The sequence below is a fragment of the Ruegeria sp. BG7 genome (genome assembly GCF_056535685.1).
In genome coordinates, this window is sequence record NZ_JBQFIU010000001.1 from 751,418 (window position 1) to 775,409 (window position 23,992).

The 23,992-nt window shown below is 58.1% G+C and carries 21 protein-coding genes; 7 read left to right on the forward strand and 14 right to left on the reverse strand.

The window, feature by feature from the left end:
* Positions 1-17 precede the first annotated feature (17 nt).
* Genes ACR3EH_RS03735 through ACR3EH_RS03755 form a run of 5 tightly spaced genes read right to left on the reverse strand, consistent with a single transcriptional unit; the run spans position 18 to position 5,973 of the window.
* A complete protein-coding gene (locus ACR3EH_RS03735; protein WP_171675432.1) occupies positions 18-1,949 on the reverse strand; it encodes an acetyl/propionyl/methylcrotonyl-CoA carboxylase subunit alpha in 1,932 nt (643 codons plus the stop codon).
* 5 nt (positions 1,950-1,954) lie between these two features.
* Positions 1,955-2,380 (reverse strand): ASCH domain-containing protein, encoded by a 426-nt coding sequence (locus ACR3EH_RS03740; RefSeq protein ID WP_171184881.1) that lies wholly within the window; start codon positions 2,378-2,380, stop codon positions 1,955-1,957.
* Position 2,381: 1 nt separating this feature from the next.
* Complete coding sequence (locus ACR3EH_RS03745) at positions 2,382-3,989, reverse strand: carboxyl transferase domain-containing protein (RefSeq protein ID WP_171184883.1); 1,608 nt, start codon at positions 3,987-3,989, stop codon at positions 2,382-2,384.
* Positions 3,986-4,450: a hypothetical protein gene (locus ACR3EH_RS03750; RefSeq protein ID WP_171184885.1), complete on the reverse strand. Its 465-nt coding sequence runs from the start codon at positions 4,448-4,450 to the stop codon at positions 3,986-3,988. Before ACR3EH_RS03750 ends, ACR3EH_RS03745 begins: the two co-directional genes overlap by 4 nt.
* A complete protein-coding gene (locus tag ACR3EH_RS03755) occupies positions 4,447-5,973 on the reverse strand; it encodes an AMP-binding protein (protein WP_371732072.1) in 1,527 nt (508 codons plus the stop codon). Before ACR3EH_RS03755 ends, ACR3EH_RS03750 begins: the two co-directional genes overlap by 4 nt.
* Positions 5,974-6,109: 136 nt before the next feature.
* Between ACR3EH_RS03755 and ACR3EH_RS03760 the strand changes: the two genes are divergently transcribed.
* The gene (locus ACR3EH_RS03760; protein WP_171184887.1) at positions 6,110-6,712 is read left to right on the forward strand and encodes an OmpW/AlkL family protein; all 603 of its coding nucleotides are present in this window, start codon (positions 6,110-6,112) and stop codon (positions 6,710-6,712) included.
* Between the two features lie 53 nt (positions 6,713-6,765).
* Here the strand turns inward: ACR3EH_RS03760 and ACR3EH_RS03765 are convergent, their stop codons facing one another.
* From ACR3EH_RS03765 to ACR3EH_RS03775, 3 genes are all read right to left on the reverse strand, one after another.
* Positions 6,766-7,929, reverse strand: a complete 1,164-nt coding sequence (locus tag ACR3EH_RS03765) for an isovaleryl-CoA dehydrogenase (RefSeq protein ID WP_171184889.1) — start codon at positions 7,927-7,929, stop codon at positions 6,766-6,768.
* A 159-nt stretch (positions 7,930-8,088) separates the two neighbouring features.
* Positions 8,089-9,279, reverse strand: a complete 1,191-nt coding sequence (locus ACR3EH_RS03770; protein WP_171092198.1) for a DegT/DnrJ/EryC1/StrS family aminotransferase — start codon at positions 9,277-9,279, stop codon at positions 8,089-8,091.
* Positions 9,280-9,318: 39 nt separating this feature from the next.
* Entirely contained in the window at positions 9,319-9,990 is a 672-nt protein-coding gene (locus ACR3EH_RS03775; RefSeq protein WP_171092199.1) for an HAD-IA family hydrolase, read from the reverse strand.
* 134 nt (positions 9,991-10,124) lie between these two features.
* Between ACR3EH_RS03775 and glmU the strand changes: the two genes are divergently transcribed.
* The 4 genes from glmU to ACR3EH_RS03795 are packed head-to-tail and all read left to right on the forward strand — an operon-like array spanning position 10,125 to position 14,542.
* On the forward strand, positions 10,125-11,477 hold the full coding sequence (gene glmU / locus ACR3EH_RS03780; protein ID WP_171184891.1) for a bifunctional UDP-N-acetylglucosamine diphosphorylase/glucosamine-1-phosphate N-acetyltransferase GlmU: 1,353 nt from the start codon (positions 10,125-10,127) through the stop codon (positions 11,475-11,477).
* 4 nt (positions 11,478-11,481) lie between these two features.
* Positions 11,482-13,305, forward strand: coding sequence for a glutamine--fructose-6-phosphate transaminase (isomerizing) (glmS, locus tag ACR3EH_RS03785; protein ID WP_171646672.1), 1,824 nt, complete (start codon positions 11,482-11,484; stop codon positions 13,303-13,305).
* 3 nt (positions 13,306-13,308) lie between these two features.
* Positions 13,309-13,851, forward strand: coding sequence for a pyridoxamine 5'-phosphate oxidase family protein (locus ACR3EH_RS03790; protein WP_171184895.1), 543 nt, complete (start codon positions 13,309-13,311; stop codon positions 13,849-13,851).
* 4 nt (positions 13,852-13,855) lie between these two features.
* Complete coding sequence (locus ACR3EH_RS03795) at positions 13,856-14,542, forward strand: DNA alkylation repair protein (protein ID WP_171184897.1); 687 nt, start codon at positions 13,856-13,858, stop codon at positions 14,540-14,542.
* Here ACR3EH_RS03795 and ACR3EH_RS03800 read toward each other — a convergent pair.
* The gene (locus tag ACR3EH_RS03800; RefSeq protein WP_171184898.1) at positions 14,530-14,961 is read right to left on the reverse strand and encodes a hypothetical protein; all 432 of its coding nucleotides are present in this window, start codon (positions 14,959-14,961) and stop codon (positions 14,530-14,532) included. The two genes, ACR3EH_RS03795 and ACR3EH_RS03800, sit on opposite strands and share 13 nt — an antisense overlap.
* A 91-nt stretch (positions 14,962-15,052) precedes the next feature.
* Between ACR3EH_RS03800 and moaA the strand changes: the two genes are divergently transcribed.
* Together moaA and ACR3EH_RS03810 are read left to right on the forward strand one after the other, a co-directional pair.
* Positions 15,053-16,060 carry a GTP 3',8-cyclase MoaA gene (gene moaA / locus ACR3EH_RS03805; protein WP_171675597.1) on the forward strand — a complete coding sequence of 336 codons (1,008 nt, stop codon included), beginning with the start codon at positions 15,053-15,055 and terminating at the stop codon, positions 16,058-16,060.
* 1 nt (position 16,061) lies between these two features.
* Entirely contained in the window at positions 16,062-17,360 is a 1,299-nt protein-coding gene (locus ACR3EH_RS03810; RefSeq protein ID WP_171184901.1) for a 3-deoxy-D-manno-octulosonic acid transferase, read from the forward strand.
* A gap of 66 nt (positions 17,361-17,426) precedes the next feature.
* On the opposite strand, the gene ACR3EH_RS03815 is transcribed toward ACR3EH_RS03810, so the two are convergent.
* Genes ACR3EH_RS03815 through ACR3EH_RS03835 form a run of 5 tightly spaced genes read right to left on the reverse strand, consistent with a single transcriptional unit; the run spans position 17,427 to position 23,989 of the window.
* Complete coding sequence (locus ACR3EH_RS03815) at positions 17,427-18,590, reverse strand: M20 aminoacylase family protein (protein ID WP_171184902.1); 1,164 nt, start codon at positions 18,588-18,590, stop codon at positions 17,427-17,429.
* Between the two features lie 17 nt (positions 18,591-18,607).
* Positions 18,608-19,771 carry a M20 aminoacylase family protein gene (locus tag ACR3EH_RS03820; RefSeq protein ID WP_171184904.1) on the reverse strand — a complete coding sequence of 388 codons (1,164 nt, stop codon included), beginning with the start codon at positions 19,769-19,771 and terminating at the stop codon, positions 18,608-18,610.
* A gap of 15 nt (positions 19,772-19,786) precedes the next feature.
* The gene (locus ACR3EH_RS03825; RefSeq protein WP_171184905.1) at positions 19,787-20,953 is read right to left on the reverse strand and encodes a M20 aminoacylase family protein; all 1,167 of its coding nucleotides are present in this window, start codon (positions 20,951-20,953) and stop codon (positions 19,787-19,789) included.
* 43 nt (positions 20,954-20,996) lie between these two features.
* Positions 20,997-22,163 carry an acetylornithine deacetylase gene (argE, locus tag ACR3EH_RS03830; RefSeq protein WP_171675430.1) on the reverse strand — a complete coding sequence of 389 codons (1,167 nt, stop codon included), beginning with the start codon at positions 22,161-22,163 and terminating at the stop codon, positions 20,997-20,999.
* A 5-nt stretch (positions 22,164-22,168) separates the two neighbouring features.
* Positions 22,169-23,989 carry an ABC transporter ATP-binding protein gene (locus ACR3EH_RS03835; protein WP_171184909.1) on the reverse strand — a complete coding sequence of 607 codons (1,821 nt, stop codon included), beginning with the start codon at positions 23,987-23,989 and terminating at the stop codon, positions 22,169-22,171.
* Positions 23,990-23,992: the final 3 nt, after the last annotated feature.

A 23,992-nucleotide genomic window follows, 5' to 3' on the forward strand; every position in this document is an offset into this window, starting at 1 on the left:
GGCGGTGCGGGTACAGATCACTCTTCCTCCAAACGCACCAGCGCTGCCCCGGCCTCGACCTGAGTACCCTCTTCGACCAACACCTCGGCCACAACGCCGTCGCGCGCAGCCAGCAGGGAATGCTCCATCTTCATTGCCTCAAGAATGGCCAGGCGATCACCCTCTTGTACCGCTTGCCCCGCTGTCGCAAAGACCGCTTTGACCAGACCCGGCATCGGCGCCTCGATTGCATTGGTATCGCCCGTAGCACTGGTATCCCGATCCAGCGGGTCGATCAGATCAAAGCTGCGGCCATAGTCCGAGAACACGGTCAGGGTCGACCCACTTACAGAAACGTCTGGCATCGGCGCACCGTTCAGTGTCCAGCGATCCAAGGTCCGCTCGGCCAAGACCTGATCCTCTCCCATTTGCCAAATCTGACGATCCGGTCCGTCGACTTGCACATCCAGATCCAAGGTTTCTCCCTCAGCAAAGAGTTGCACGGCGCGATGCAACGGAGCCCAAAGAGAGAACCCGGTTTCAGGCGCGACATTCACCAGCTCCAAAGCTGTCATCGCAGCAGCAACAACTGCCTCGACCGAAGGTTCTGGCTCTTGAACCAATGTCTCAAGGTCCCGCCCGATCAAACCCGTATCCACATCGCCCGAGGCAAACCCCGCATGGCGGGTCAACGCGCCCAAAAAGGCAAGGTTTGTTACAGTACCCGCCACTTTGGTTGTCTGTAAAACCCGGTGCAACGTCTCAAGTGCGACAGAGCGGGTCGGCCCGTGCAAAACCACTTTGGCAATCATCGGGTCATACCAGGGACTGATCGTATCCCCTGCCCGCACGCCACTGTCGGCGCGGCAATTGGCTGGGAAATCCAGATGCGTCAGCGTACCCGTCGCAGGCAGGAACCCTTTCGGAACATCTTCCGCATAAAGCCGTGCCTCGAAGGCATGCCCTTGAATATACAGGTCTTCCTGCTGCTTCGGTAAGCTTTCACCCGCCGCGACGCGCAATTGCCATTCGACAAGATCAACACCCGTAATCGCTTCGGTCACAGGGTGTTCCACCTGCAAGCGTGTGTTCATCTCCATGAACCAGAACCTGTCTGGGCGTAGCCCGTCCGAGGCGTCCACGATGAACTCAACCGTGCCTGCGCCTTTGTAGCCAATAGCCTCAGCCGCACGCACGCCCGCCTGCCCCATCGCCTCGCGCATTTCCAGCGTCATGCCCGGGGCCGGAGCCTCTTCGATCACCTTCTGATGTCGCCTCTGCAGAGAGCAATCGCGTTCAAACAAGTGCACCGCACGGGTGCCATCGCCAAAAACCTGCACCTCGATATGTCGCGGCTTGGCCACGAACTTCTCGACCAGTACCGCATCATTGCCGAACGCGGTCTTGGCCTCACCGCGAGCGCTGTCCAGCGCAGCGGCAAAATCCTCAAGCCGTTCGACAAGCCGCATGCCTTTGCCACCACCGCCTGCCACGGCCTTGATAAGAACCGGATAGCCGATGGTTTCAGCAGCACCGGCAAGATGTTCGGGGTCTTGGTTGTCCCCATGATAGCCGGGCACAACAGGGACACCCGCCTGCTCCATCAGCACCTTGGCCGCATCTTTAAGACCCATCTTGCGGATCGCATCCGCTGACGGACCAATAAATGTCAGCCCTGCGGCCTCGACCGCATCCACGAAATCCGGGTTTTCGGACAGAAACCCATAGCCGGGATGGATCGCCTGCGCACCCGTATCCAACGCGGCCTGAATGATCACATCGCCTTTCAGATAACTCTCAGCCGGGGCCGCACCGCCGATATGCACGGCCTGATCCGCCATCTGCACATGCTTGGCCGCGGCGTCCGCGTCCGAATACACCGCAACGCAGGACACGCCCATCTTCTGAGCGGTTTCTATGACGCGGCAGGCGATCTCTCCCCGGTTGGCAATCAGGATTTTGTTGAACATCTTTTTCACCCTTCCAAGGCCAAGTCTTCCACCAGTCGAAACCGTTCGCACACGAGTTTCATCTCGGGATCAAACCCACCGTTTCGTTGGAAATAGCGACGATGATGGTCTTGCCATTCTTCGAGCGTTTCAGTCTCGCCTTCCGCCAAAGCGAAATCCTCGGTCACATCGCAGTACCGCTGAATTGAAACATCCACGGTTTCAATGACCAATGCCGGTGTATCGTCCCAGTTCAGCGCAATATCGCGGCGACCCCGCTTGGGCATTTCAGAGCTACCATCAGGATAGTTACTCAGCGCGTCGCAGGTCGCTGTTTTGCGGCCACTGCGAACCAATGCCAGAAGTTCAGCGCTCAGCTCTGCGTTGTCGCCAAATTTGAATGTCTGAGCGCCGGGATAGCGGGCCGTAAGGGTTTTCAAGCTCACGCTCATCTTACATCCTGAACACGCCGAAACGTGTCTCCTCAATAGGTGCGTTCAGCGCCGCACTCAGCGACAGGGCCAGTACGTCGCGCGACTTGCGCGGATCGATGATGCCGTCATCCCAGAGCCGCGCCGAGGCGTAGAGCGGGTGCGATTGTTCTTCGAACATCTCCAGCGTTGGGCGTTTGAACTCGGCCTCTTCTTCGGCCGACCATGTGCCGCCTTGCCGTTCGATCCCTTCACGTTTGACTGTGGCCAAAACCCCTGCCGCCTGCTCACCGCCCATCACGGAAATGCGCGAGTTCGGCCATGTCCACAAGAACCTTGGCTGATAGGCCCGACCGGCCATGCCATAGTTCCCAGCCCCGAACGAGCCGCCCACCAGCATGGTAATCTTGGGTACCGAGGTCGTCGCCACCGCCGTTACCATCTTGGCCCCGTGCCGGGCGATGCCTTCGTTTTCGTATTTCCGTCCCACCATGAAGCCAGTGATGTTCTGCAGGAACACGATCGGCGTCTGTCGCTGCGAACACAGCTCCACAAAATGCGCGCCCTTCTGAGCGGCCTCGGAAAACAACACACCATTGTTGGCAATTATGCCGACCGGGCAGCCTTTGACATGGGCGAACCCGGTTACCAACGTGTCGCCAAAGCGCGGTTTGAACTCATCGAACCGAGAGCCATCAACCAGCCTCGCAATGACCTCGCGGATGTCGTAGGGCGTGCGCAGATCGGCGGGGACGACGCCAAGAATCTCTTCGGGGTCGTAAGCAGGCTCTTCAGGGGATTCAAACTGTAGACCGGACTTCAGCCCGGCACCGCCCAACGACGCCACGGCCCGCCGTGCGAGCGCCAGCGCGTGCGCGTCATCCTCGGCCAGATAATCCGCCACGCCGGACAAGCGGGTGTGGACGTCTCCCCCACCCAGTTCCTCGGCACTGACGACCTCGCCCGTCGCGGCCTTAACCAGAGGTGGCCCAGCCAGAAAAATCGTGCCCTGCTCTTTCACGATGATCGTCACATCAGACATCGCGGGCACATAAGCCCCGCCCGCCGTACACGACCCCATCACCACCGCGATCTGAGCGATCCCCTTCGCGCTCATCCGCGCCTGATTGTAGAAAATGCGGCCAAAGTGGTCGCGGTCAGGGAAGACCTCATCCTGATTTGGCAGGTTCGCACCGCCGCTATCGACCAGATAGATGCAGGGCAGATGATTTTCCTCGGCAATCTCTTGCGCGCGCAGGTGTTTCTTCACCGACAGCGGGTAATACGTGCCGCCCTTTACAGTGGCGTCGTTGCAGACCACCATGACCTCACGCCCCTGCACCTGGCCGATGCCGGCGATCACCCCAGCACAAGGTGCGGCATCGCCATACATCCCATGTGCCGCAGTCGCGCCGATTTCCAGAAACGGAGAGCCCGCGTCCAAAAGGTTCGCGACCCTGCGCCGAGGCAGCATCTTGCCCCGTGATTCATGCCGCGCGCGAGATTTCTCGCCCCCGCCCATGCGGGCCGCTTCGGCAGCAGCTGAGATTTGGGCCAGCGCGTCGAGATGGGCCGCGCGGTTTGCTTTGAAGCCTTCAGAGGTTGTTATTGCTTTACTCGTGAGCTTCATTGGCTCTCCTCCCTCTTTTCCACCCAATCGGCCAAAGACACCGCTCCCAGGTAACGTCCGAAAGACACTAAGGCAGCACATTCCGTGTCAAAGCTTGGTGTTTCACAACGACTGGCAACGCTTGTGTTGTTCAAAAGCTCCAATCGCTTTTGATAGAAGTGTTTTTGCTGGGACAAAGCCTCCAGGTTTTCTGGAAGACCATCCACATTTGCTTTGGACCGGTCTACGAAATATGAAGCCAAGTTTTTAAAGCAAGAATGACTGTCTGTGGAAAAACGACAATAGCCTAGGATCACCGCTATACACTCTTGTGTTTTTCCAGCCTGATCCAGTTTGCCTTCTGCACTTGCAAGGCAGCGTTCTGTCCAAGCATAGGGACTACTTTGGTCTGCCAAGCTCACAGCTGGCGCTGCAATGCAGGCAACGACGAACGAAGTCGCGACGTATAAGCTCTTCATCATAGCACCCCTTCCCCCGCCGCACGCGCCTTCAGTTCCTTCCGGATCACCTTCCCCGTCACCGTCATCGGCAGTTCCTCCAGAAACGCCACCTCACGCGGGTAGGAGTAATGCGCCAGACGATCTTTGACCCAATCCTGCAACTCACGCTCTGCAGCCGCAGCCCCCGGTTTCAACACCACATACGCCTTGACGATCTCGGTCCGCAGCGGGTCGGGTTTGCCGACCACACCCACGGTCGCCACCGCCGGGTGGGTCAGCAGGCAATCCTCGATCTCGGCAGGGCCGATGCGGTATCCGGCTGAGGTAATTACGTCGTCGTCGCGTCCGACAAAGCGCAGGTAGTCGCCCTCCCAAACGCCGCGATCTCCGGTGATCAACCAATCGCCTCGGAATTTCTCAGCCGTCGCCTCGGGCCTGTTCCAGTATTCCAGCAGCATCGAAGCCGAGCCGCGCCGGATCGCCACGTCGCCTTCCTCGGTCGTTGGGTTGCCTTTCTCGTCAATCACCGCCACCTCATGCCCCGGCACGGGTTTGCCGATGCAGCCGGGCTGCACTGGGAAATCCTCGGCGCAAGAGGACACGACCATATTACATTCTGTCTGGCCGTAGAATTCATTGATCGTCAGACCAAACGCCTTTTGACCCCAGGCCAGCATCTCGGCCCCCAAGGGCTCGCCCCCGGACGCGACCGAGCGCAGGCCGGGAATGCCCTGATCTGCCGCTTTCAGCATTCGCAAGGCCGTGGGCGGAAAAAACACGTTGCGCACCCCGCCGCGCGCAACAATATCGGCGCAGGCTTCGGGCGTGAATTTCTCAAGCCGCGCCGCGACCACGGGAATACCAAGCGCCAGGCCCGGCATCAGCACATCGAACAAACCGCCGATCCATGCCCAATCCGCCGGTGTCCAAAGGCAATCGCCCCCACGCAAATGGTTATGACTGATCGAGACACCCGGCAGATGCCCTGTCAGCACCCGGTGCCCGTGCAATGCCCCCTTTGGGCTGCCGGTGGTGCCCGAAGTATAGATCAGCACCGCCGGGTCATTGGGGCCAGTGTCGGCGAATGGCAGGGATGGGCCCGCCTCGCCTATTTCAGATGCAATCAGAGCCTCGGCCAGATCGCCCAGCAATTCAGCGCCCTCGGCATCGGTCAGCACAATTTTGGCACCAGCATCGCCGACCCGCGACCGCAGGGCATCTTGTTTGAACAGTTTGAACAGCGGAACTGAGATCGCCCCGATCTTCCAGATCGCCAGATGAGCTGCAGCGCACCACGGGGACTGGCTGAGCAACACGCCGACGCGATCTCCGGGCTGTACGCGGCGCAACAGCGCGCGGGCAAGATCATCCGCTATCTGATCCAGTTGGCCATAGGTGACATTGCGGGGATCCGAACCAGTCAGATCAACAACCGCCACCTGATCTTTTGCATGGCGCAGGCATTGCTGCGCCATATTGAGCCGATCCGGCAGGTCCCAGCTTCCCTCCGGGCGCAATCCCGGTATGCGCTCAGTGGTTAGCACGGCAAATTCTCCTTATTTTGCTGTCACTTCCCTGAATCTCGTCGCCACCAGCTTTCACAGGAACTTGATGCAGATCAGAGTGCTCAAGGCTCTGTTCTGCGACGTCAGACGCATCAACAGAACCAAAGGCAAAACAATGACCAAAAAGCTCGCCGCATTGACCCTGTCCACCGCGCTGATTGCGATGGCCGCCCCTGCGTTTGCTCAATCGCAAGGTGACTGGACCGTCGGCGTCGGTGTGGGTTATCTGGACCCGAAATCCGACAACGGCACGATTGCAGGTGCACCTGCCACTATCGACGCAGATACGCGCCCGATCTTCACCGCTGAATACTTTATCCGTGACAATCTGGGTATCGAACTGCTGGCCGCAACCCCGTTCAAACACACAATCGCTTTGGGCGGTGTTGATGCGGCTACGGTCAAGCACCTGCCGCCCACCCTGTCGGTGAACTATCACTTCCCAACCAACAGCGCGTGGAAACCCTATGTCGGTGCCGGCCTGAACTACACCATCTTCTTCGACGAACAGACGGCTTTGGGCGATCTCAAGGTCGATGACTCCTTCGGTGTTTCGCTGCAGGCCGGTCTGGACTACATGGTCAGCGACAATGGCGCGGTCCGTCTGAACGTACGTTGGTTCGACATCGACTCGGACGTTTCGCTGAACGGCACCAATATCGGCACCGCGGAAATCGATCCGTTCCTTGTCGGCGTTTCCTACGTCCATAAGTTCTGATCCTGTCTTTCAAGCGCCCTGCGGTTCCCTCGTCCGCAGGGCGTTTTTTGTGTTCAGAGCATTTCAGCCATCAACTCACGGCCAATCAGCATCCGGCGAATCTCGCTGGTGCCCGCGCCGATCTCCATCAGCTTGGCATCACGGAAGATCCGGCTTACTGGCGCATCGGACAGAAAGCCTGCACCACCCAGCGCCTGAACCGCCTGATGCGCCTGCGCCATCGCCTGTTCCGAAGCGTAAAGGCAACACGCCGCCGCATCCTGACGCGTCACATCCCCCCGATCACACGCCTTGGCGACCTCGTACACATACGCCCGCGCCGAGTTCATCGCCGTGTACATGTCGGCGATCTTGCCCTGCATTAACTGGAAGCTGCCGATGGGTTTGCCGAACTGTTTGCGCTCGGCCAGATAAGGCATCACCTCATCCAGACAAGCGGCCATGATACCGGTGCCGATACCGGCCAGAACCACACGCTCATAGTCCAGCCCCGACATGAGCACGGCCACGCCTTTCCCCTCTTCACCCAACACGTTCTCAAACGGCACCTCGACGTCTTCAAAGATCAGTTCAGCCGTGTTCGACCCGCGCATCCCCAGCTTGTCGAAATGAGGTGAGGTCGAGAACCCTTTCATTTCTTTCTCGATCAGAAAGGCCGTGATCCCCTTTGACCCGGCATCCGGATCTGTCTTGGCGTAAACGACCAGAGTATCTGCGTCCGGTCCGTTGGTGATCCAGTATTTATTGCCATTCAGACGGTAATGATCGTTCCGCTTCTCCGCCCGCAACTTCATCGACACGACGTCGGACCCGGCTGAAGGTTCCGACATGGCCAACGCACCGACATGATCACCCGAGATCAGGCGCGGCAGGTATTTCTGCTTCTGCTCCTCACTGCCGTTCAGCTTGATTTGGTTCACGCAGAGGTTCGAATGCGCCCCGTATGACAGTGAAACCGAAGCCGAGGCACGCGCGATTTCTTCGACCGCGATGGTGTGCGCCAGATAGGACATACCCGCACCGCCATATTCCTCGGGCACAGTGACACCTAATAGGCCAAGCTCTCCCATCTCTTTCCACAACTCGTTCGGAAAGGCGTTGGTTTGGTCGATCTCAGCCGCCATCGGCTTAACCCGTTCCTGTGCCCAGCGATGCACCATCTCGCGCAGGGCGTTCACATCCTCACCCAGATCGAACTTCATCGTGGCCATGAACATCTGCGTCCTCCCTCCGCGTTAATGAACAAGTGTTCAATAAACGATTACCAGCGAATCCGAGCCCGGTCAATCTTTGTGAACCAGCCAAAACGCAAAACGCCGCCCATACGGGCGGCGATGCAAAGGATTGAGCGCGCGCAGCAAGCGCACTCCACTTGGTTACGATTGGTAGACCGCGCCCACCTCAGCTCGGATAATGCGCGCAATCAATTGGCAGTCTTCCAATGAAAACGTCAGAGGTACACGCATGTCCATGACACCAGCCAGAACTCGATCACTTTCCGGCATACGCTCACTGTCGAAATAGCGCCAACTGTCATACCGTGACGTGAACCCGGTTGGCTCGGCCCCCCCAAACCATTTCAGCTCGACCCCACGCGCCGCGCAACGGCTGATCACGTCGGCGATCCGTTCGGGCAACCAATCCAACAGCAGGAACTGGATCGAAGACCCTACATAGGTTTCCTCCTCGGGCCGCTCAACCATGGTCAGGCCCGGTGTTCCACGCAGCCCGGTCTCGATCTCGCGATAGCGCTCATTCCAACGCTCCACCTGACGGTCCAAATCTCGCAATTGCGGACGCAGGATCGCAGCCCGCAAATTGTCCATGCGACCGGAAACGTTTGGCGTGGTGTATTTGATCCGATCGAACACCTCGGGCCCCGGCGCGGCCAGGTGGCGCTCGTACAGCATGTAGGACCCTGACAGCATCGTAGCTTTGGCCGCCAATTCTTCGTCATCGGTGACAAGCAAACCGCCCTCACCCGAGTTGACGTGCTTGTACGTCTGACAGGAATAGCAGCCGATTGCGCCCTGCCGCCCCGACAACTGGCCGCGCCAGGCCGCGCCCATCGTATGCGCGCAGTCTTCAATCACGATCACCCCGGCGGCGTCGCACATCTGCATCAACCGGTCCATATCACACAGATGCCCGCGCATATGACTCAGCATCAGCACGCGCGCCTGCCCCAGCTTGCGCTCAAGGTCGTCCAAATCGATGGTCAGGCTTTCCGTCACGCCCACGAAGATGGCCCGCCCCCCAACCGAAGCAATCGACCCTGGCACCGGGGCCAGCGTGAAGGCGTTGGTCAGCACCGGATCACCGGGCTGAACCCCAACCGCACGAAGGGCGGTGGCCAGCGCATAGCCGCCAGACGACACAGCCAGACAGTATTTTGCCCCCATCTGCGCCGCGAATTCCTGCTCCAGCAGGGCCGTTTCCCCCAATTCACCTGCCGCTACGTTGTAGCGATGCAGACGCCCGTGTCGCAGAACGGCCAAAGCCGCCTCAATCGCGTCCTCGGGAAGCGGTTCCTGCTGGGTGAAATTGCCTGAGAATTTTTCGGTCATGATCTCGTTCTGAGGCTCCGACAAGGTTCGGTCAAGACGTTACGCCGCCGCACCAATCAAGGCAGGCACAAGGGAAGGTAAATCGTCAAAATGATGCAGCAAGGCCTCGGGTTCCAATGCCGCCATGTCATCCCCTGACGGGCCGAAGGTCACGAGGACCGACGGAACACCTGCGGCTTTGGCGGTGTTGCGGTCCGTATCCGAGTCTCCGATCAGCACGCAAAAATCAGGGTCGCCCCCAGCGCGACGTGCAGCCTCACGCAGAGGGGCTGGGTCAGGTTTGCGGACCGGCAAGGTATCTGCCCCAACCAATGAGGCAAAACGGTCCCGCACCCCCATGCGGGTCAGCAACAATTCAGCCAAATGCTCGGGTTTGTTCGTGCATATGCCAACACCGTATCCAGCGTTGCTAAGCATCTCGACCGCCTGCAACGCTCCGGGATAGAAACTGGTGTGGTTGTCTATGTCCTGCGCATAGGCTTCAAGCAGCACCGGGTAATAGGTGTGGACCGTGTCCTCATCAAAGGCACCGACGCGTTTTAGCCCATGGGTCAACATCATGCGCCCACCGCGCAACGCGATACCAGAATCCTGCCCCTGGACCAGCACGTCACCATGCCCCATTTCGCGAAAACAATGGTTCGCTGCGGCCAGCAAATCGCCTGACGTGTCCGCCAATGTGCCGTCCAAATCGAATATGACGGTGCGCATATCGCCTCCTTATTCGGCAGGTTTTCGCCGTGCCCTGTTTCAATCGGCAATCTTGTTTGATGGCCGAACGGCTTGCGCCTTTGACCTCAGCGGATAAAACGGTCGGCACCAAAACACAAAGAGAAAACGATTTCATGAGCATTGCCCTTGTCATCCTTGCCGCCGGAAAAGGCACCAGGATGAATTCGGATATTCCCAAAGTCCTGCATCCCATCGCCCAAGTGCCGATGCTTGTTCACGCGATGCGCGCCGGGTCCGTGCTGTCGCCCGAGCGAACAGTGATTGTCACCGGCCACGGGTCCGAAGCTGTGGCAAAGGTTGCGCAAGGCGAAGACGAAGCCGCGCAGATTGCCGTTCAGGAAGAACAACAAGGCACCGCTCACGCAGTTGCTCAGGCGCGGCAAGCGCTGGAAGGGTTTGAGGGCGATGTTGTGGTTCTTTACGGCGACACCCCGTTTCTACAACCGGACACGCTGGAACGGATGATCGAGGCGCGGTCGCGGAACGATCTGGTCATTCTCGGGTTCGAAGCTGCCGACCCCGCACGTTATGGTCGGTTGGTGATGAAGGGCGACAGCCTGGAACGCATTGTCGAATTTAAAGACGCCACTGATGAAGAACGGGCGCTAACCTTTTGTAACTCGGGACTTCTCGCCTGTGACGCGCAGCTGTTGTTTTCACTGATCGATGATGTCAGCAACGACAACGCTTCGGGTGAATACTACCTGACTGACGTTGTAGAAATCGCGCGCAAACGTGAGTTGAACGTGACCGCCGTCGCCTGTGACGAGGCACAAACGCTGGGTGTGAATTCGCGCGCGGATCTGGCCGCGGCGGATGCGGTGTACCAAGCCCGCGCACGTGCTGAGCTTTTGGATATGGGTGTCACCTTGATGGCCCCTGAAACAGTGTATCTGGCCGCTGACACTGTAATCGGGCGCGATACAGTGATCGAACCCAATGTGGTGTTTGGTCCCGGTGTCACGGTTGAAAGCGGTGCGACGATCCGGGCGTTTTCGCATCTGGAAGGGTGCCATGTCAGCCGTGGCGCTATCATCGGACCTTATGCCCGTTTGCGCCCCGGCGCCGAGTTGGCGGAAAACACGCGGGTTGGAAACTTCGTCGAAATCAAGAATGCTGAAATTGCCGAAGGCGCGAAGGTCAACCACCTGAGCTACATCGGCGATGCATCGGTGGGGGCTGCGACAAATATCGGCGCTGGTACGATCACCTGCAACTATGACGGCGTGATGAAGCACAAGACCACCATTGGTGAGAACGTCTTTATTGGGTCGAACACCATGCTTGTGGCCCCTGTGACCGTGGGTGATGGCGCGATGACCGCAACGGGCACAGTCGTGACCAAGAATGTGGAACCTGACGCGTTGGCTGTGGCTCGCGCCAAGCAGGAAAACAAACCCGGATATGCGCGTAAATTGTTTGATATGTTGAAGGCGAAGAAGGCTCGCCGCGATAAAGAGGCCTGAGGTTATGTGTGGAATAGTAGGTGTTCTGGGGCAGCACGAGGCGGCCCCTATTCTGGTAGAGGCTTTGAAACGGCTGGAGTATCGCGGCTATGACAGCGCCGGGATAGCAACAGTCAATGATGGCGCGTTGGGTCGACGGCGCGCGGTCGGTAAGCTGGTTAACCTCAGCGATCTGCTGGTGCATGACCCGTTGCCTGGCAAATCCGGCATCGGCCACACCCGTTGGGCCACACATGGCGCGCCTTCGGTCAACAATGCGCATCCGCACAAGGCGGGGCCTGTGGCCGTGGTGCATAATGGCATCGTTGAAAACTATCGTGAGTTACGGGCCGAACTGGCGGAACATGGCGTCGATTTCCAGACCGAGACTGATACGGAAACCGTAGCCCTGATGACCGAGCATCACCTCAACGCGGGCCTGTCGCCGGTTGAAGCTGCGTTCAAGACTATCGAGCAGTTGGAAGGGGCGTTTGCACTAGCCTTTCTGTTCGACGGTGAAGACGACCTGATCGTGGCCGCCCGCAAGGGATCACCGCTGGCCATTGGCCATGGCGATGGTGAGATGTATGTCGGATCTGACGCCATCGCGCTGGCGCCGTTGACCAATCAGATCACGTATCTTGAGGAGGGCGACCGTGCGGTTCTGACCCGCACTTCGCTGGAAATCCGAACCGAAGCTGGCGAGTTGGCCAACCGCGAAAAGCGCAAGATCAAGCTGGATCATACACGCGCGGACAAGGGCGAACACAAGCACTTCATGGCCAAAGAAATTGCCGAACAGCCCATCGTTGTGGCCGAAGCAATCCGGTCCTACCTGCCCACCAGCGGAGACCGGGTGGTGTTGCCCGATACAGATCTGGATTTCAGCAAGCTGGACCGCCTGACCATGGTAGCCTGTGGCACTGCTTTTTATGCCTGCTTGACTGCCAAATACTGGTTCGAGCAACTGGCCAAGATGCCGGTTGAGGTCGATATCGCCAGCGAGTTCCGCTATCGCGAACCTCCGATCACCGACCGAACTCTGGCGCTGTTTGTCAGCCAGTCGGGCGAAACCGCCGACACGCTGGCCGCATTGCGTTATTGCGAAGGCAAGGCCGAGAAGATCGTTTCAGTTGTGAACGTCCCGGAAAGCTCGATTGCGCGCGAAAGCGATATCGCTCTGCCGATCCATGCCGGTGTCGAGATTGGTGTGGCCTCGACCAAGGCATTCACCTGTCAGTTGAGCGTGCTGTTGATGCTGGCTTTGAAGGCCGCTGCTGACCGGGGCACGATGACAGACGAAGAAATTGCCGATCACGCTGCGGCGCTCCGCGGATTGCCAACTGTTCTGAACGCGGCGCTGGACCAGAACCGGGCGATCCGCAAAGCCGCCCAGCGCTTGTCTGAAGCACGTGACGTTCTGTTTCTGGGCCGTGGCCTGATGTATCCTCTGGCTCTGGAAGGTGCGTTGAAACTGAAGGAAATCAGCTACATTCACGCCGAAGGTTACGCGTCGGGAGAGCTGAAGCACGGCCCCATCGCCCTGATCGACAAGCACATGCCTGTGGTTGTCATGGCCCCGCGGGATACTGTGTTCGACAAGACCGTTTCAAACATGCAAGAAGTCATGGCGCGCAAAGGTAAAGTGATCCTTGTGTCGGATGATGACGGTATCGCCGAAGCCGGGGATGAGGTTTGGAGCAAGATCCGCATGCCCCATGTCCATCACAATCTGACACCGATCCTTTATTCCGTTCCTGCACAGCTGCTGGCCTATCACACTGCCGTCGCCAAGGGCACCGATGTGGATCAGCCCCGCAATCTGGCAAAATCAGTAACGGTAGAGTGAACCATGGCCAAACAATTCCCTCAGCTCGAAGATGCGCACCGGAAATTCATCGAAGATCAGCATATGTTCTTCGTTGGCACCGCCGGAGCTGAGGGACAGGTCAATATTTCCCCGAAAGGGATGGACTCGCTGCGGGTATTGGGGCCCAACCGCATCGTCTGGATGAACCTTACCGGCAGTGGCAACGAAACAGCAGGCCACCTGATGCAGGTCAACCGCATGACGCTGATGTGGTGTTCGTTCAGCACCCGGCCCCTGATCCTGCGCACCTATGGAACGGCGCAAACCCTTCATGTCGGGGATGAAGGTTGGGACGAACTGGCTGACCTTTTCCCACATCATCGCAGCGCGCGGCAAATCTATGACCAGTCCATAGAAATAGTTCAGACTTCGTGTGGCTATGCCGTTCCATTCATGGAGTTCCAGTCCGACCGCGATACAATGCAGAAATGGGTCGACGGAAAATCCGACAACGAAATCCGCGCCTACTGGGCAGAGAAAAACGGGCAGACAATCGACGGCAAGCCCACCGGCGTTCCGGTCTGATCTGATGTCCGCCAGGCTCCTCGATCAAATCAAAGCCCATGCCGACGCTGAGCGTGCGGATCAAATGGCCAGCTACCACAAGGTGGATCGCGTCTATCTTGGTGTCGCGAACCCCGTTTTGAACGACCTGAGCAAAGCATGGCGAACAGAACTGGACGTCGCCGCGCGTGTCGAAGTGGCAAACGGACTGTGGCAGACCAACATTCACGAAGCTCGCGTTTTAGCGGCCAAGTTGCTGACTCAGGCGCGCATCCGGCCAGATGACGCGGTTTGGGACCTTTTGCAAAGCTGGCTGCCTGATTTCGATGCCTGGGCTATCGCCGACCACGCCAGCACGGCAATGCAAAAGCGGCTTTCAGCTAACCCTGATCGACTGGACGAAGTTGAACAGTGGGCCCTATCTGACCATATGTGGACCCGCCGCGCCGCGCTGGTTGCAACTCTGCCCTGGACAAAACAGAACCACCCCAAGCCGGAAGACCTGCAGCGCCGCGATCGGATTCTAAGCTGGGCTGCCGGATATGTCCCAGATCGCGACTGGTTCATCCAGAAGGCCATCGCTTGGTGGCTGCGTGAGCTGTCCAAGCATGACCCAGATCGCGTGATTGCATTCCTGGAAGAATACGGCAACGCGATGAAGCCATTTGCCCACCGTGAAGCCGGCAAGTATCTGAAGGATCAGTTGGCGTAGACGTCGACCTCAACCAGTTCATCCAGCGGCACCAGCAAAGCTCGCATGGCGTCCAGCGACAACCGGCTGCCACCGCTGGCAGGGCCCGGGATCGGAACCAGAGTGATATAGGCTTGCGCCCCAGTTCTTGGCACCACTACGCGCGCTGTTACCTCGCTTTCGACCAAGGGTGTCTGCATCCAACGCCCCGGCGTGGTCGGGTCTCCCAACCCGGCAATAGTGGTTCTGGCCCCAGCCCAACTGGGGCGCGCTGAAACAGGTTCCGGCTGCAGAACTTCCTCGGAAACAGCGGTCGCGGTCTCATCCTCGGCAACGGTCTGCTCGGGTGCGTCGCTTCGTCCGAAGACGCGGTCGGTGGTGGACCGGACTGTATCGCAACCGGCGGCCAACACACACAGAATTACAAGTGCTTTCTTCATGCCCAAATCCTACAGCCCTGCGCGCATCTGTACCAGCGCAAAGCACAGTTCACCCTTGTCGGGACCCGGTTCCGGCTTTACCTATTACGCCATGACAGCTCCGCTTATCGACCCGTTTGCCCGCGCCATCACGTATCTCCGCGTTTCCGTCACGGACCGCTGCGATTTCCGCTGCGTGTATTGCATGTCCGAGAACATGACCTTTCTGCCCAAGAAAGACCTGCTAACGCTGGAAGAGCTGGATCGGATGTGCTCGACCTTTGTGAAGATGGGTGTGGAGAAGTTGCGCATTACGGGCGGAGAGCCCTTGGTCCGCCGCAATATCATGACTTTCTTCAACGCCATGACCCGTCACCTGGACAGCGGCGCACTGAAAGAACTCACGCTGACCACAAACGGTTCGCAATTGCATCGCTTCTCAGAGGACCTCTATGCCGCAGGTGTGCGGCGGGTGAATGTTTCGCTGGATACGTTGGACGATGACAAATTCGCCAAAGTCACGCGCTGGGGGCGCTTGAAACAAGTCCTGAACGGCATCGACGCCGCGCGGAAAGCAGGCTTGCGGATCAAAATCAACGCGGTCGCGTTGAAAGGGTTCAACGAGCCCGAACTGCCCAAAATCACCGAGTGGTGTGCCGAACGCGACATGGACCTGACCTGGATCGAGGTCATGCCCATGGGCGACATCGGCAACGAAGACCGTCTGGATCAATATTGGTCGCTTAAGGACGTTCGCAAAGAATACGAAAACCACTATTCAGTTACCGACTTGGCCGAACGCACCGGTGGCCCGGCCCGCTATGTTCGCCTAGAGGAAACAGGCCAAAAGATCGGGTTCATCACACCGCTGTCTCATAACTTTTGCGAAAGCTGCAACCGCGTGCGCCTAACCTGTACCGGCGAGTTGTATATGTGTTTGGGCCAGGAAGATATGGCCGATCTGCGTGCCCCGCTGCGTGATCACCCCGAATGCGAAGCGCCACTAGAGGACGCAATTCGGGCCGCGATCAACCTCAAGCCAAAGGGTCACGACTTCGACTATTCCCGTCAGGCCGTCGATGGCCAGATGAGCCGTCACATGAGCCATACAGGCGGCTGACATGCCCGGCACAGACGACCGCCCGACGCTGCTGTACAGACTGTACTGCGGCTTTACTGCTCTTGTGCAACCCCTGGCATGGCGAACCGTGCGCAACAAGCTGCGCGCAGCCGATGTACCTGAAGACCGAGAAAGAGAGCGTCTTGGCCACGCCAGCCTGCCCCGTCCATCTGGGCGTCTGATCTGGTTTCATGCCGCCAGCGTCGGCGAAAGCCTGTCGGTCCTCAGCCTGATCAAACGGTTGGCTGACCGTCTGCCGGATGCCGAGTTCCTGATCACCTCAGGTACGCCCACCTCTGCCGCATTGATCGCCAAACGCATGCCGCCCCGAACACGGCATCAATACCCACCGCTGGATACCGCAGGCCCTGTAACTCGCTTTCTCTCTCATTGGCGACCCGATGCGGGCATCTTCGTCGAAAGCGAAATATGGCCCCGCCTGATCGTGGAAAGCCATCGGCAGAACATCCCGCTGGCACTTCTAAACGCCCGCCTGTCTGAAAAATCTGTCAGAGGCTGGAAGAAACGCCCTAACACCGCGCGTTTCATTTTATCCAAATTCCACCTGATTCTGACCCAGAATGACAAAACCGCAGCCAACCTGATCGACATCGGCGCAACGCCAAGCCGCGTGCAGCCGGGCACCAATCTAAAGGCAATGTCCGATCCCCTGCCGGTGGATCAAGCGACATTTCAGGACATCCAAACACAGATCGCAGACCGCCCGGTCTGGATTGCAAGTTCCACCCATGCGGGCGAGGAAGAAACCGTTCTGACCGCGCACAAGACACTGCTTGAACGCTGGCCGAACTTGCTCTTGCTGTTGATCCCACGCCACCCAGAGCGCCGAGACGACATTGCAACGCTGATCAAAGTTGCTGATATGCCTGCATCTTTCCGATCCAGGGGCGAACTGATCAGAGAAAACACCCAAATTTACGTCGCTGATACACTGGGAGAAACCGGAACCTGGTACGCCTTGTGCCCGATTGTATTCCTCGGCGGCTCACTGAAAGAAATCGGGGGCCACAATCCTTTTGAGCCTGCTCAAGCCGGGGCGGCGGTGATCACGGGTCCGGGTTACTTTAACTTTGCCGAGACCTTTGCCCCGCTGATTAAATCCGGCGGCGCAATCGAGGTTCAAACTGCGGCTGAACTCTCCCAAATCGTGGCGCATTGGTTGTCAGACCAGAACGCCCTGCAATCTGCACAAAAAGCCGCGCAATCTTGCGTACACACGCAGTCAGATGCTCTTGAATCCGTCATCGACACCCTCTGTGCAGAGCTTGATCTGCACTAACAGGATCCTTCTTCATCTGGCTGAAAATACCTCGGGGGTGTGGGGGCAGAGCCCCCACGCTGTTCATCAAGCGGCCGGCATCCGTTGTTCAACAATCTCTGCCCACCAGCTACAACCGGCCGGGATGGCCTCGTCGTTGAAATTGTATTCCGGGTGATGAACCATGGCTGTGTCGCCGTTGCCCACAAGGATATAAGCACCTGGACGCTCTTCCAGCATGAACGCGAAATCCTCGCCGCCCATCACCAACGGGGCCTCTTCACAATCGCCAGACACTGACTTTGCCACATCCGCTGCAAACGCGGTCTGCTCGTCGCTGTTCACCATTACCGGATAGCCACGGATATAGGTCACGTCCGCGGTGCCCCCGAACGTTGTTGCCACGCCTGCACAAATCTCATTGATCCGCTTTTCAGCCAAATCGCGCATATCCTTGCTCATGGTACGCACGGTACCTTTGATCTGCACAGTTTGCGGGATCACGTTGAAAGCCTTTGATGAGGTTTCAAAAGACGTCACCGACACAACGACCTGATCAATCGGATCCGCATTTCGGGACGCAATGGTTTGCAAAGCCAAAACCGCCTGCGCCGTCATCACGGTCGTGTCCACCGTCTCTTGCGGTTTGGCTGCGTGCCCGCCGCGACCTTCAAAGGTGATGTCGAACTGATCAGTAGCTGCAAAGAACGAGCCGGGACGAATGGCAAAGCTGCCAACCGGTTTACCCGGCCAGTTGTGCATTCCATAGACTTCCTGAATGTTCCAGCGGTCCATCATGCCGTCTTCACACATTTCACGGCCACCACCGCCACCTTCTTCGGCGGGTTGGAAAATCACCACCACAGTGCCGTCGAAATTGCGTGTTTCAGACAAGTACTTTGCCGCCCCCAACAGCATCGCTGTGTGACCGTCATGACCGCAGGCATGCATAGCACCCGGTGTTTTCGAGGCATAATCCAGCCCTGTCGCCTCATGAATCGGCAGTGCATCCATGTCTGCGCGCAGACCAATCACCTTGCCCCTGCTGTCCGACTTGCCCTTGATCACACCCACGACACCGGTGCGTCCGATGCCGGTGACAACCTCATCACAACCGAACTCTTTGAGTTTCTCGGCCACAACTGCGCTGGTACGGTGGGTTTCAAACAGGATTTCCGGGTTTTCGTGCAGATCCCGTCGCCAAGCGGTGATCTCATTCTGTAATTCGGCAAATCGGTTTTTAACTGGCATTTCTTCTCTCTCCTAATTCAAGCCGCCGGCATCCGGCGCTCGACCATTTCCGCAAACCACGAGCACCCGATCGGGATGATCTGGTCGTTGAAATTGTATTCGGGGTGGTGCAACCCGGCGCTGTCTCCGTTACCCAGAACAATGAAGGCTCCGGGCCGTTCTTCCAACATGAACGAGAAATCCTCGCCCCCCATCACCATCGAAGCCTCGACACAACTGCCACCAACAGATACCGCGGCCTGTTCGGCATAACCTGTTTGCTCTTCAGCATTGATCGTCACCGGTACACCGCGCGTGTAATTGACGTTCACCGAACCACCGAACGTCGCGGCGATCCCTTCGGCGACCTCTTTGAGGCGTTTCTCAATCAAGTCGCGCATCTCGTTCGAATGCGTGCGCACCGTACCGCGTATCTGCGCCGATTGCGGGATCACGTTGAATGCTTTGGACGACGTCTCGACCGACGTCACAGACAGGACACCCTGCTGAATTGGGTCTGCGTTGCGTGACACAATGGTCTGCAAAGCCACGATCAATTGCGACATCATCACCGTCGTATCCACAGTCTCATGTGGTTTCGCCGCGTGACCGCCCCGCCCTTCCAGCTGAATCGAGAACTCATCCGCTGCCGCAAGCAACGGCCCCGACCGGATCGCAAATTGCCCGGTAGGCAAACCCGGAACATTGTGCATGGCGTAGACTTCCTGAATGCCGAACCGGTCCATCAAACCGTCTTTGCACATGGCTTCTGCGCCATTGCCGCCTTCTTCGGCGGGTTGGAAAATCACCACAGCGGTTCCGTCGAAATTGCGTGTTTCAGACAGGTATTTCGCTGCGCCCAAAACCATGGCCGTATGCCCGTCATGACCGCAGGCATGCATCGCATTTTCTGTTTTCGAGGCATAGTCCAGCCCGGTCTGCTCCTGCATCGGCAGCGCATCCATGTCCGCGCGCAGCCCGATCACGCGGCCCTGCGTGTCGCTTTTGCCGCGAATGACCCCGACTACACCGGTCCGACCAATGCCAGTGACAACCTCATCACAGCCGAACTCCTTCAGCTTTTCGGCAACCAGTGCGCTGGTGCGGTGGGTGTCATACAGAATTTCCGGATGTTGGTGAATGTCACGCCGCCAACCTGTGATTTCATCGTGCATCTCTGCAAGGCGGTTTTTAATCGGCATGTCATTCTCCCTGATTTATGCGACGGGCAATCGTCGTTCCACAAGCTCGGCAAACCAACTGCAGCCGGCGGGAATGGCGTCGTCATCAAAATTATATTCGGGGTGATGGCACATGGCCGTATCCCCGTTCCCGATAAAGATGTAAGCTCCGGGCCGTTCTTCAAGCATATAGGCAAAATCTTCGGACGGCATGATCGGGTCCGTGCTGTCGTTGACCTTACCCGCGACAGCTTGGGCTGCCTCGGCTGCGTATGTTGTTTCGGCATCCGAGTTCACGGTCACAGGGTAACCAGACTCCCAAACTACCTCTGCCGTGGCTCCAAAGGCCGACGCCGTATCCTCGGCGATCCGGCGCACCCGGTCTTCCGCGATTGCGCGGTATTCAGGATCCAGCGTCCGAACTGTTCCCTGCAAACGTACGGTGTGCGCAATCACGTTTGACGCCACACTGTCCGTTTCGAAAGTTCCAACTGTCAAGACAACGCGCTTGATCGGGTCAACCGTGCGCGACACCACGGATTGCAACGAAACAACGATATGCGAGGCAACCAGCGTCGTGTCCACCGCGTCATGAGGTGCGGCAGCGTGCCCGCCTTTGCCGGTTACGGTAATTTTGAACTCGTCAGATGAAGCCAGCAGCGCACCCGGTCGAATGGCAAACTCACCCACAGGAAGACCGGGCATGTTGTGCATGCCATAAACTTCCTGAATGCCCCAGCGGTCCATCAACCCGTCCTGACACATGGCCAGTCCACCTGCGCCACCTTCTTCGGCTGGCTGAAAGATCAGAACCACAGTGCCGTCGAAATTGCGTGTCTCGGCCAGATATTGCGCTGCCCCCAGCAGCATCGAGGTGTGACCGTCATGACCGCAGGCGTGCATCTTACCTGAAACGGTTGAGGCATAGTCCAGCCCTGTCGCCTCTTCAATCGGCAGCGCATCCATATCCGCCCGCAGGCCAATGACACGCCCCTGCGTATCCGTGCGCCCTTTGATCACTCCAACAACACCAGTTTTGCCAATCCCCGGAGTAATCTCGTCTACGCCAAATTCTTTCAGACGGTCCGCAACAAATGCTGCGGTTTCGTGAACGTCATACATGAGCTCAGGATGTGCATGTAGATAACGGCGCCACTTGGTAATCTCGCCATGCATTTCCGCAAGTCTGTTTTTTACCGGCATCTCAAAACCTCCCCTTCGGCTGCGATTACCGCTTTACGTCGGATCAGGTGCCCAGCTTTTCAACCAAGCGCTGCATGAACTTTTGCCCAGCTTCGAACTGAGCGACCGAAATGAACTCATTCGGCTGATGGGCCTGCGCAATATCGCCGGGGCCGCAAATCACCGCCGAATATCCAGCTTCCTGAAACTGCCCCGCCTCGGTTCCATAGCTGACAACATGGCTGGCATTGTCGCCCGTCAACGCGCGCACCAGAGTTTCCGCTTCACCATCCTGTTCAGGCACGAGTCCCGGGATAGAAAAGTTTTCGGAAAGTTCGATACGGGCCTCGGGGTGCACTTGCTGCATACGGGCCTCAATCGCGCGGACCTGCTGAAAATAAGCATCCTGCCATTGCGCCTTGGATTCATCCGGCACGGTTCGGAAATCCATCATGAACTTGCAGTCCTTGGCGGTAATATTGTGCGCTGTGCCACCTTCAATCATGCCAACATGGCAGGTCGTCCATGGCGGATCGAAAACGGCGGCAACCGGGCTGGGGTCCGCCACCATATTTGCTGCGTTCTGCCGGTTCGCCCAATCGATCAGAGGCGCGGCCTCCATAATCGCGTTGACGCCTGTGTGCATGATCGAGCTATGAACTTCGAATCCCGTGATGTGGGTATCAAAGCCGAAACCACCTTTGTGCCCTGTCACGGCCTGCATCATGGATGGTTCACCCACGATCACGGCGGATCCTTTGGGCAGAACTTCCTGCATCGCCTGGATCATAGGCGGCGCACCAGTGCAGCCGACCTCTTCATCAAAGCTGAGCGCAAGCTGCAATGGCCGTTTGACCCCGGCGTGATGCGCTTCGACAAGGGCCCAAATGGCCAAAGCATCGAAGCCCTTCATGTCGCACGTGCCCCGCCCAAAATACTTGCCGTCTTTCTCGGTCACGTGAAACGGGTCCGTATCCCACGGCTGACCATCCACCGGCACGACGTCAGTGTGACCAGACAGAACCACTGCGCCTTCTTCAAATGGACCAACATGCGCAAAGATCGCAGCCTTGTGCGGTTGATCCGGGTCGGGCCAGCGATGCGGTTTAATCCCGTGACCTAGCAAATACTCCTCAACCCAATCCACCAGTGGCAGATTGGTTTCGCGGCTTACGGTTGGAAAAGAGATCAGCTTGGTCATGATCTCAAGCGGCGTCAGGCGATTTGCCATTGGTATTAGTATCCGCTGTCCGTCGTCAGGATGAAGTGACCCGGCTCAACCTCTTGATATTGCGAAGGTTCCGGCGTGTGGCCCACAGGATGAATCGGAGACGGAATCGGCTTGAAGTTCAGGTCTTTTTCGGACTTCCGCTTGTTGGGGTCCGCGATCGGAACCGCCTTCATCAGCGCCTGCGTATAGGCATGCTGGGGGTTTTCGAAGACCCGGGCGCGTGGGCCAAGCTCGACGATGCGACCCAGATACATGACCCCGACATAATGGCTGACCCGTTCAACCACTGCCATATCATGGCTGATGAACAGATAGGACAGGCCCAGCTCGGATTGCAGTTCCATCATCAGGTTCAGCACCTGTGCCTGCACCGACACGTCGAGGGCCGAAACGGCTTCATCCGCGATGATCAGCTTTGGGTTAAGGGCCAAGGCCCGGGCAATGGCGATCCGTTGACGCTGACCACCTGACATTTCATGCGGGAAACGGCGCATGAAACTGCGGGGCAGCTGCACCTTGTCGAACAGCTGTGCGACGCGGTCTTGCAGCTCTGATCCAGTCGCAACCCCGTAGTTGCGCATCGGTTCAGCCACCTGATCCACCAACTGCATTTGCGGGTTCAGCGACGCGAAGGGATCCTGAAAGATCATCTGCATGTCCAACCGCGCCTTGCGCAGACCGGCAGGGTCAAGCTTCATGATATCGACGCCGTCCAGATTGACCTCACCCGCCATGGGCTCGACCAGCCGCAGGATCGAGCGTCCGGCCGAGGATTTGCCGCACCCGGATTCACCCACAAGGCTGAGGGTCTGGCCCTTGTTCAGCGTGAATGAGACGTCTTCAACTGCATGGACGTTCGAAATCGTGCGCCGCAACAACCCGCCTTTGACCGGAAAACGCGTCGTCAGATTCTTGACGGTCAGCAGAACATCTTCGGTGCCGGGGATGGGGGCAATATTCTGCCCCTCCACCCCCAACAGCTTCATGGGCTCGGGTGCGGATTTACCCCGCATCTCACCCAGTTTTGGCACCGCGGCCAGAAGGGCCTTGGTATAGTCGTGCTGCGGGTTCTCGAAGATTTCCTTGACGGTACCCTCTTCGACCTTGTTGCCGCGGAACATAACCACCACGCGGTCAGCCATCTGTGCAACCACTGCCATATCGTGGGTGATGAACATCACTGCTGTGCCGGTTTCCCGCTTGAGACGGTCCATCAGAGCCAAAATCTCGGCCTGAATGGTCACATCCAAAGCCGTGGTGGGTTCATCCGCGATCAACAGGCGCGGTTCGCACGCCATGGCCATCGCGATGACCACACGCTGGCGCATCCCACCGGACAGCTCGTGCGGGTATTGCTTAAGGCGGCGTTCCGGTTCCGGAATGCGAACCTGACGCAGCAGTTCCAATGCCCTTTCTTCAGCCTGCGCTTTCGACATTTCCTTGTGGATGCGCAGCCCTTCGGTCAACTGGCGGCCGACAGTAAACACCGGGTTCAGGGCGGTCATCGGCTCCTGAAAGATCATCCCGATCTCGTTTCCGCGAATCTGTTTCATCAGATCCTGGTCGGCATTGGAAAGGTCCATCTCTTCGCCATCGCGGCGATCGAACAGCAGTTCGCCGCCCGCAATCTCGCCCCCGCCAAACTCGACCAACCGCATCAGAGACAGCGATGACACCGACTTTCCAGAGCCCGATTCACCAACGATACAAACGGTTTCGCCCGGATTGACCTCGAACGAGACGTCTTCGACGCCGACGACAGGGCCGTCCTTGGTCTGAAATTCCACCCGCAGTTTTTTGATTTGTGCAATAGGCTGATCCAGCACGCG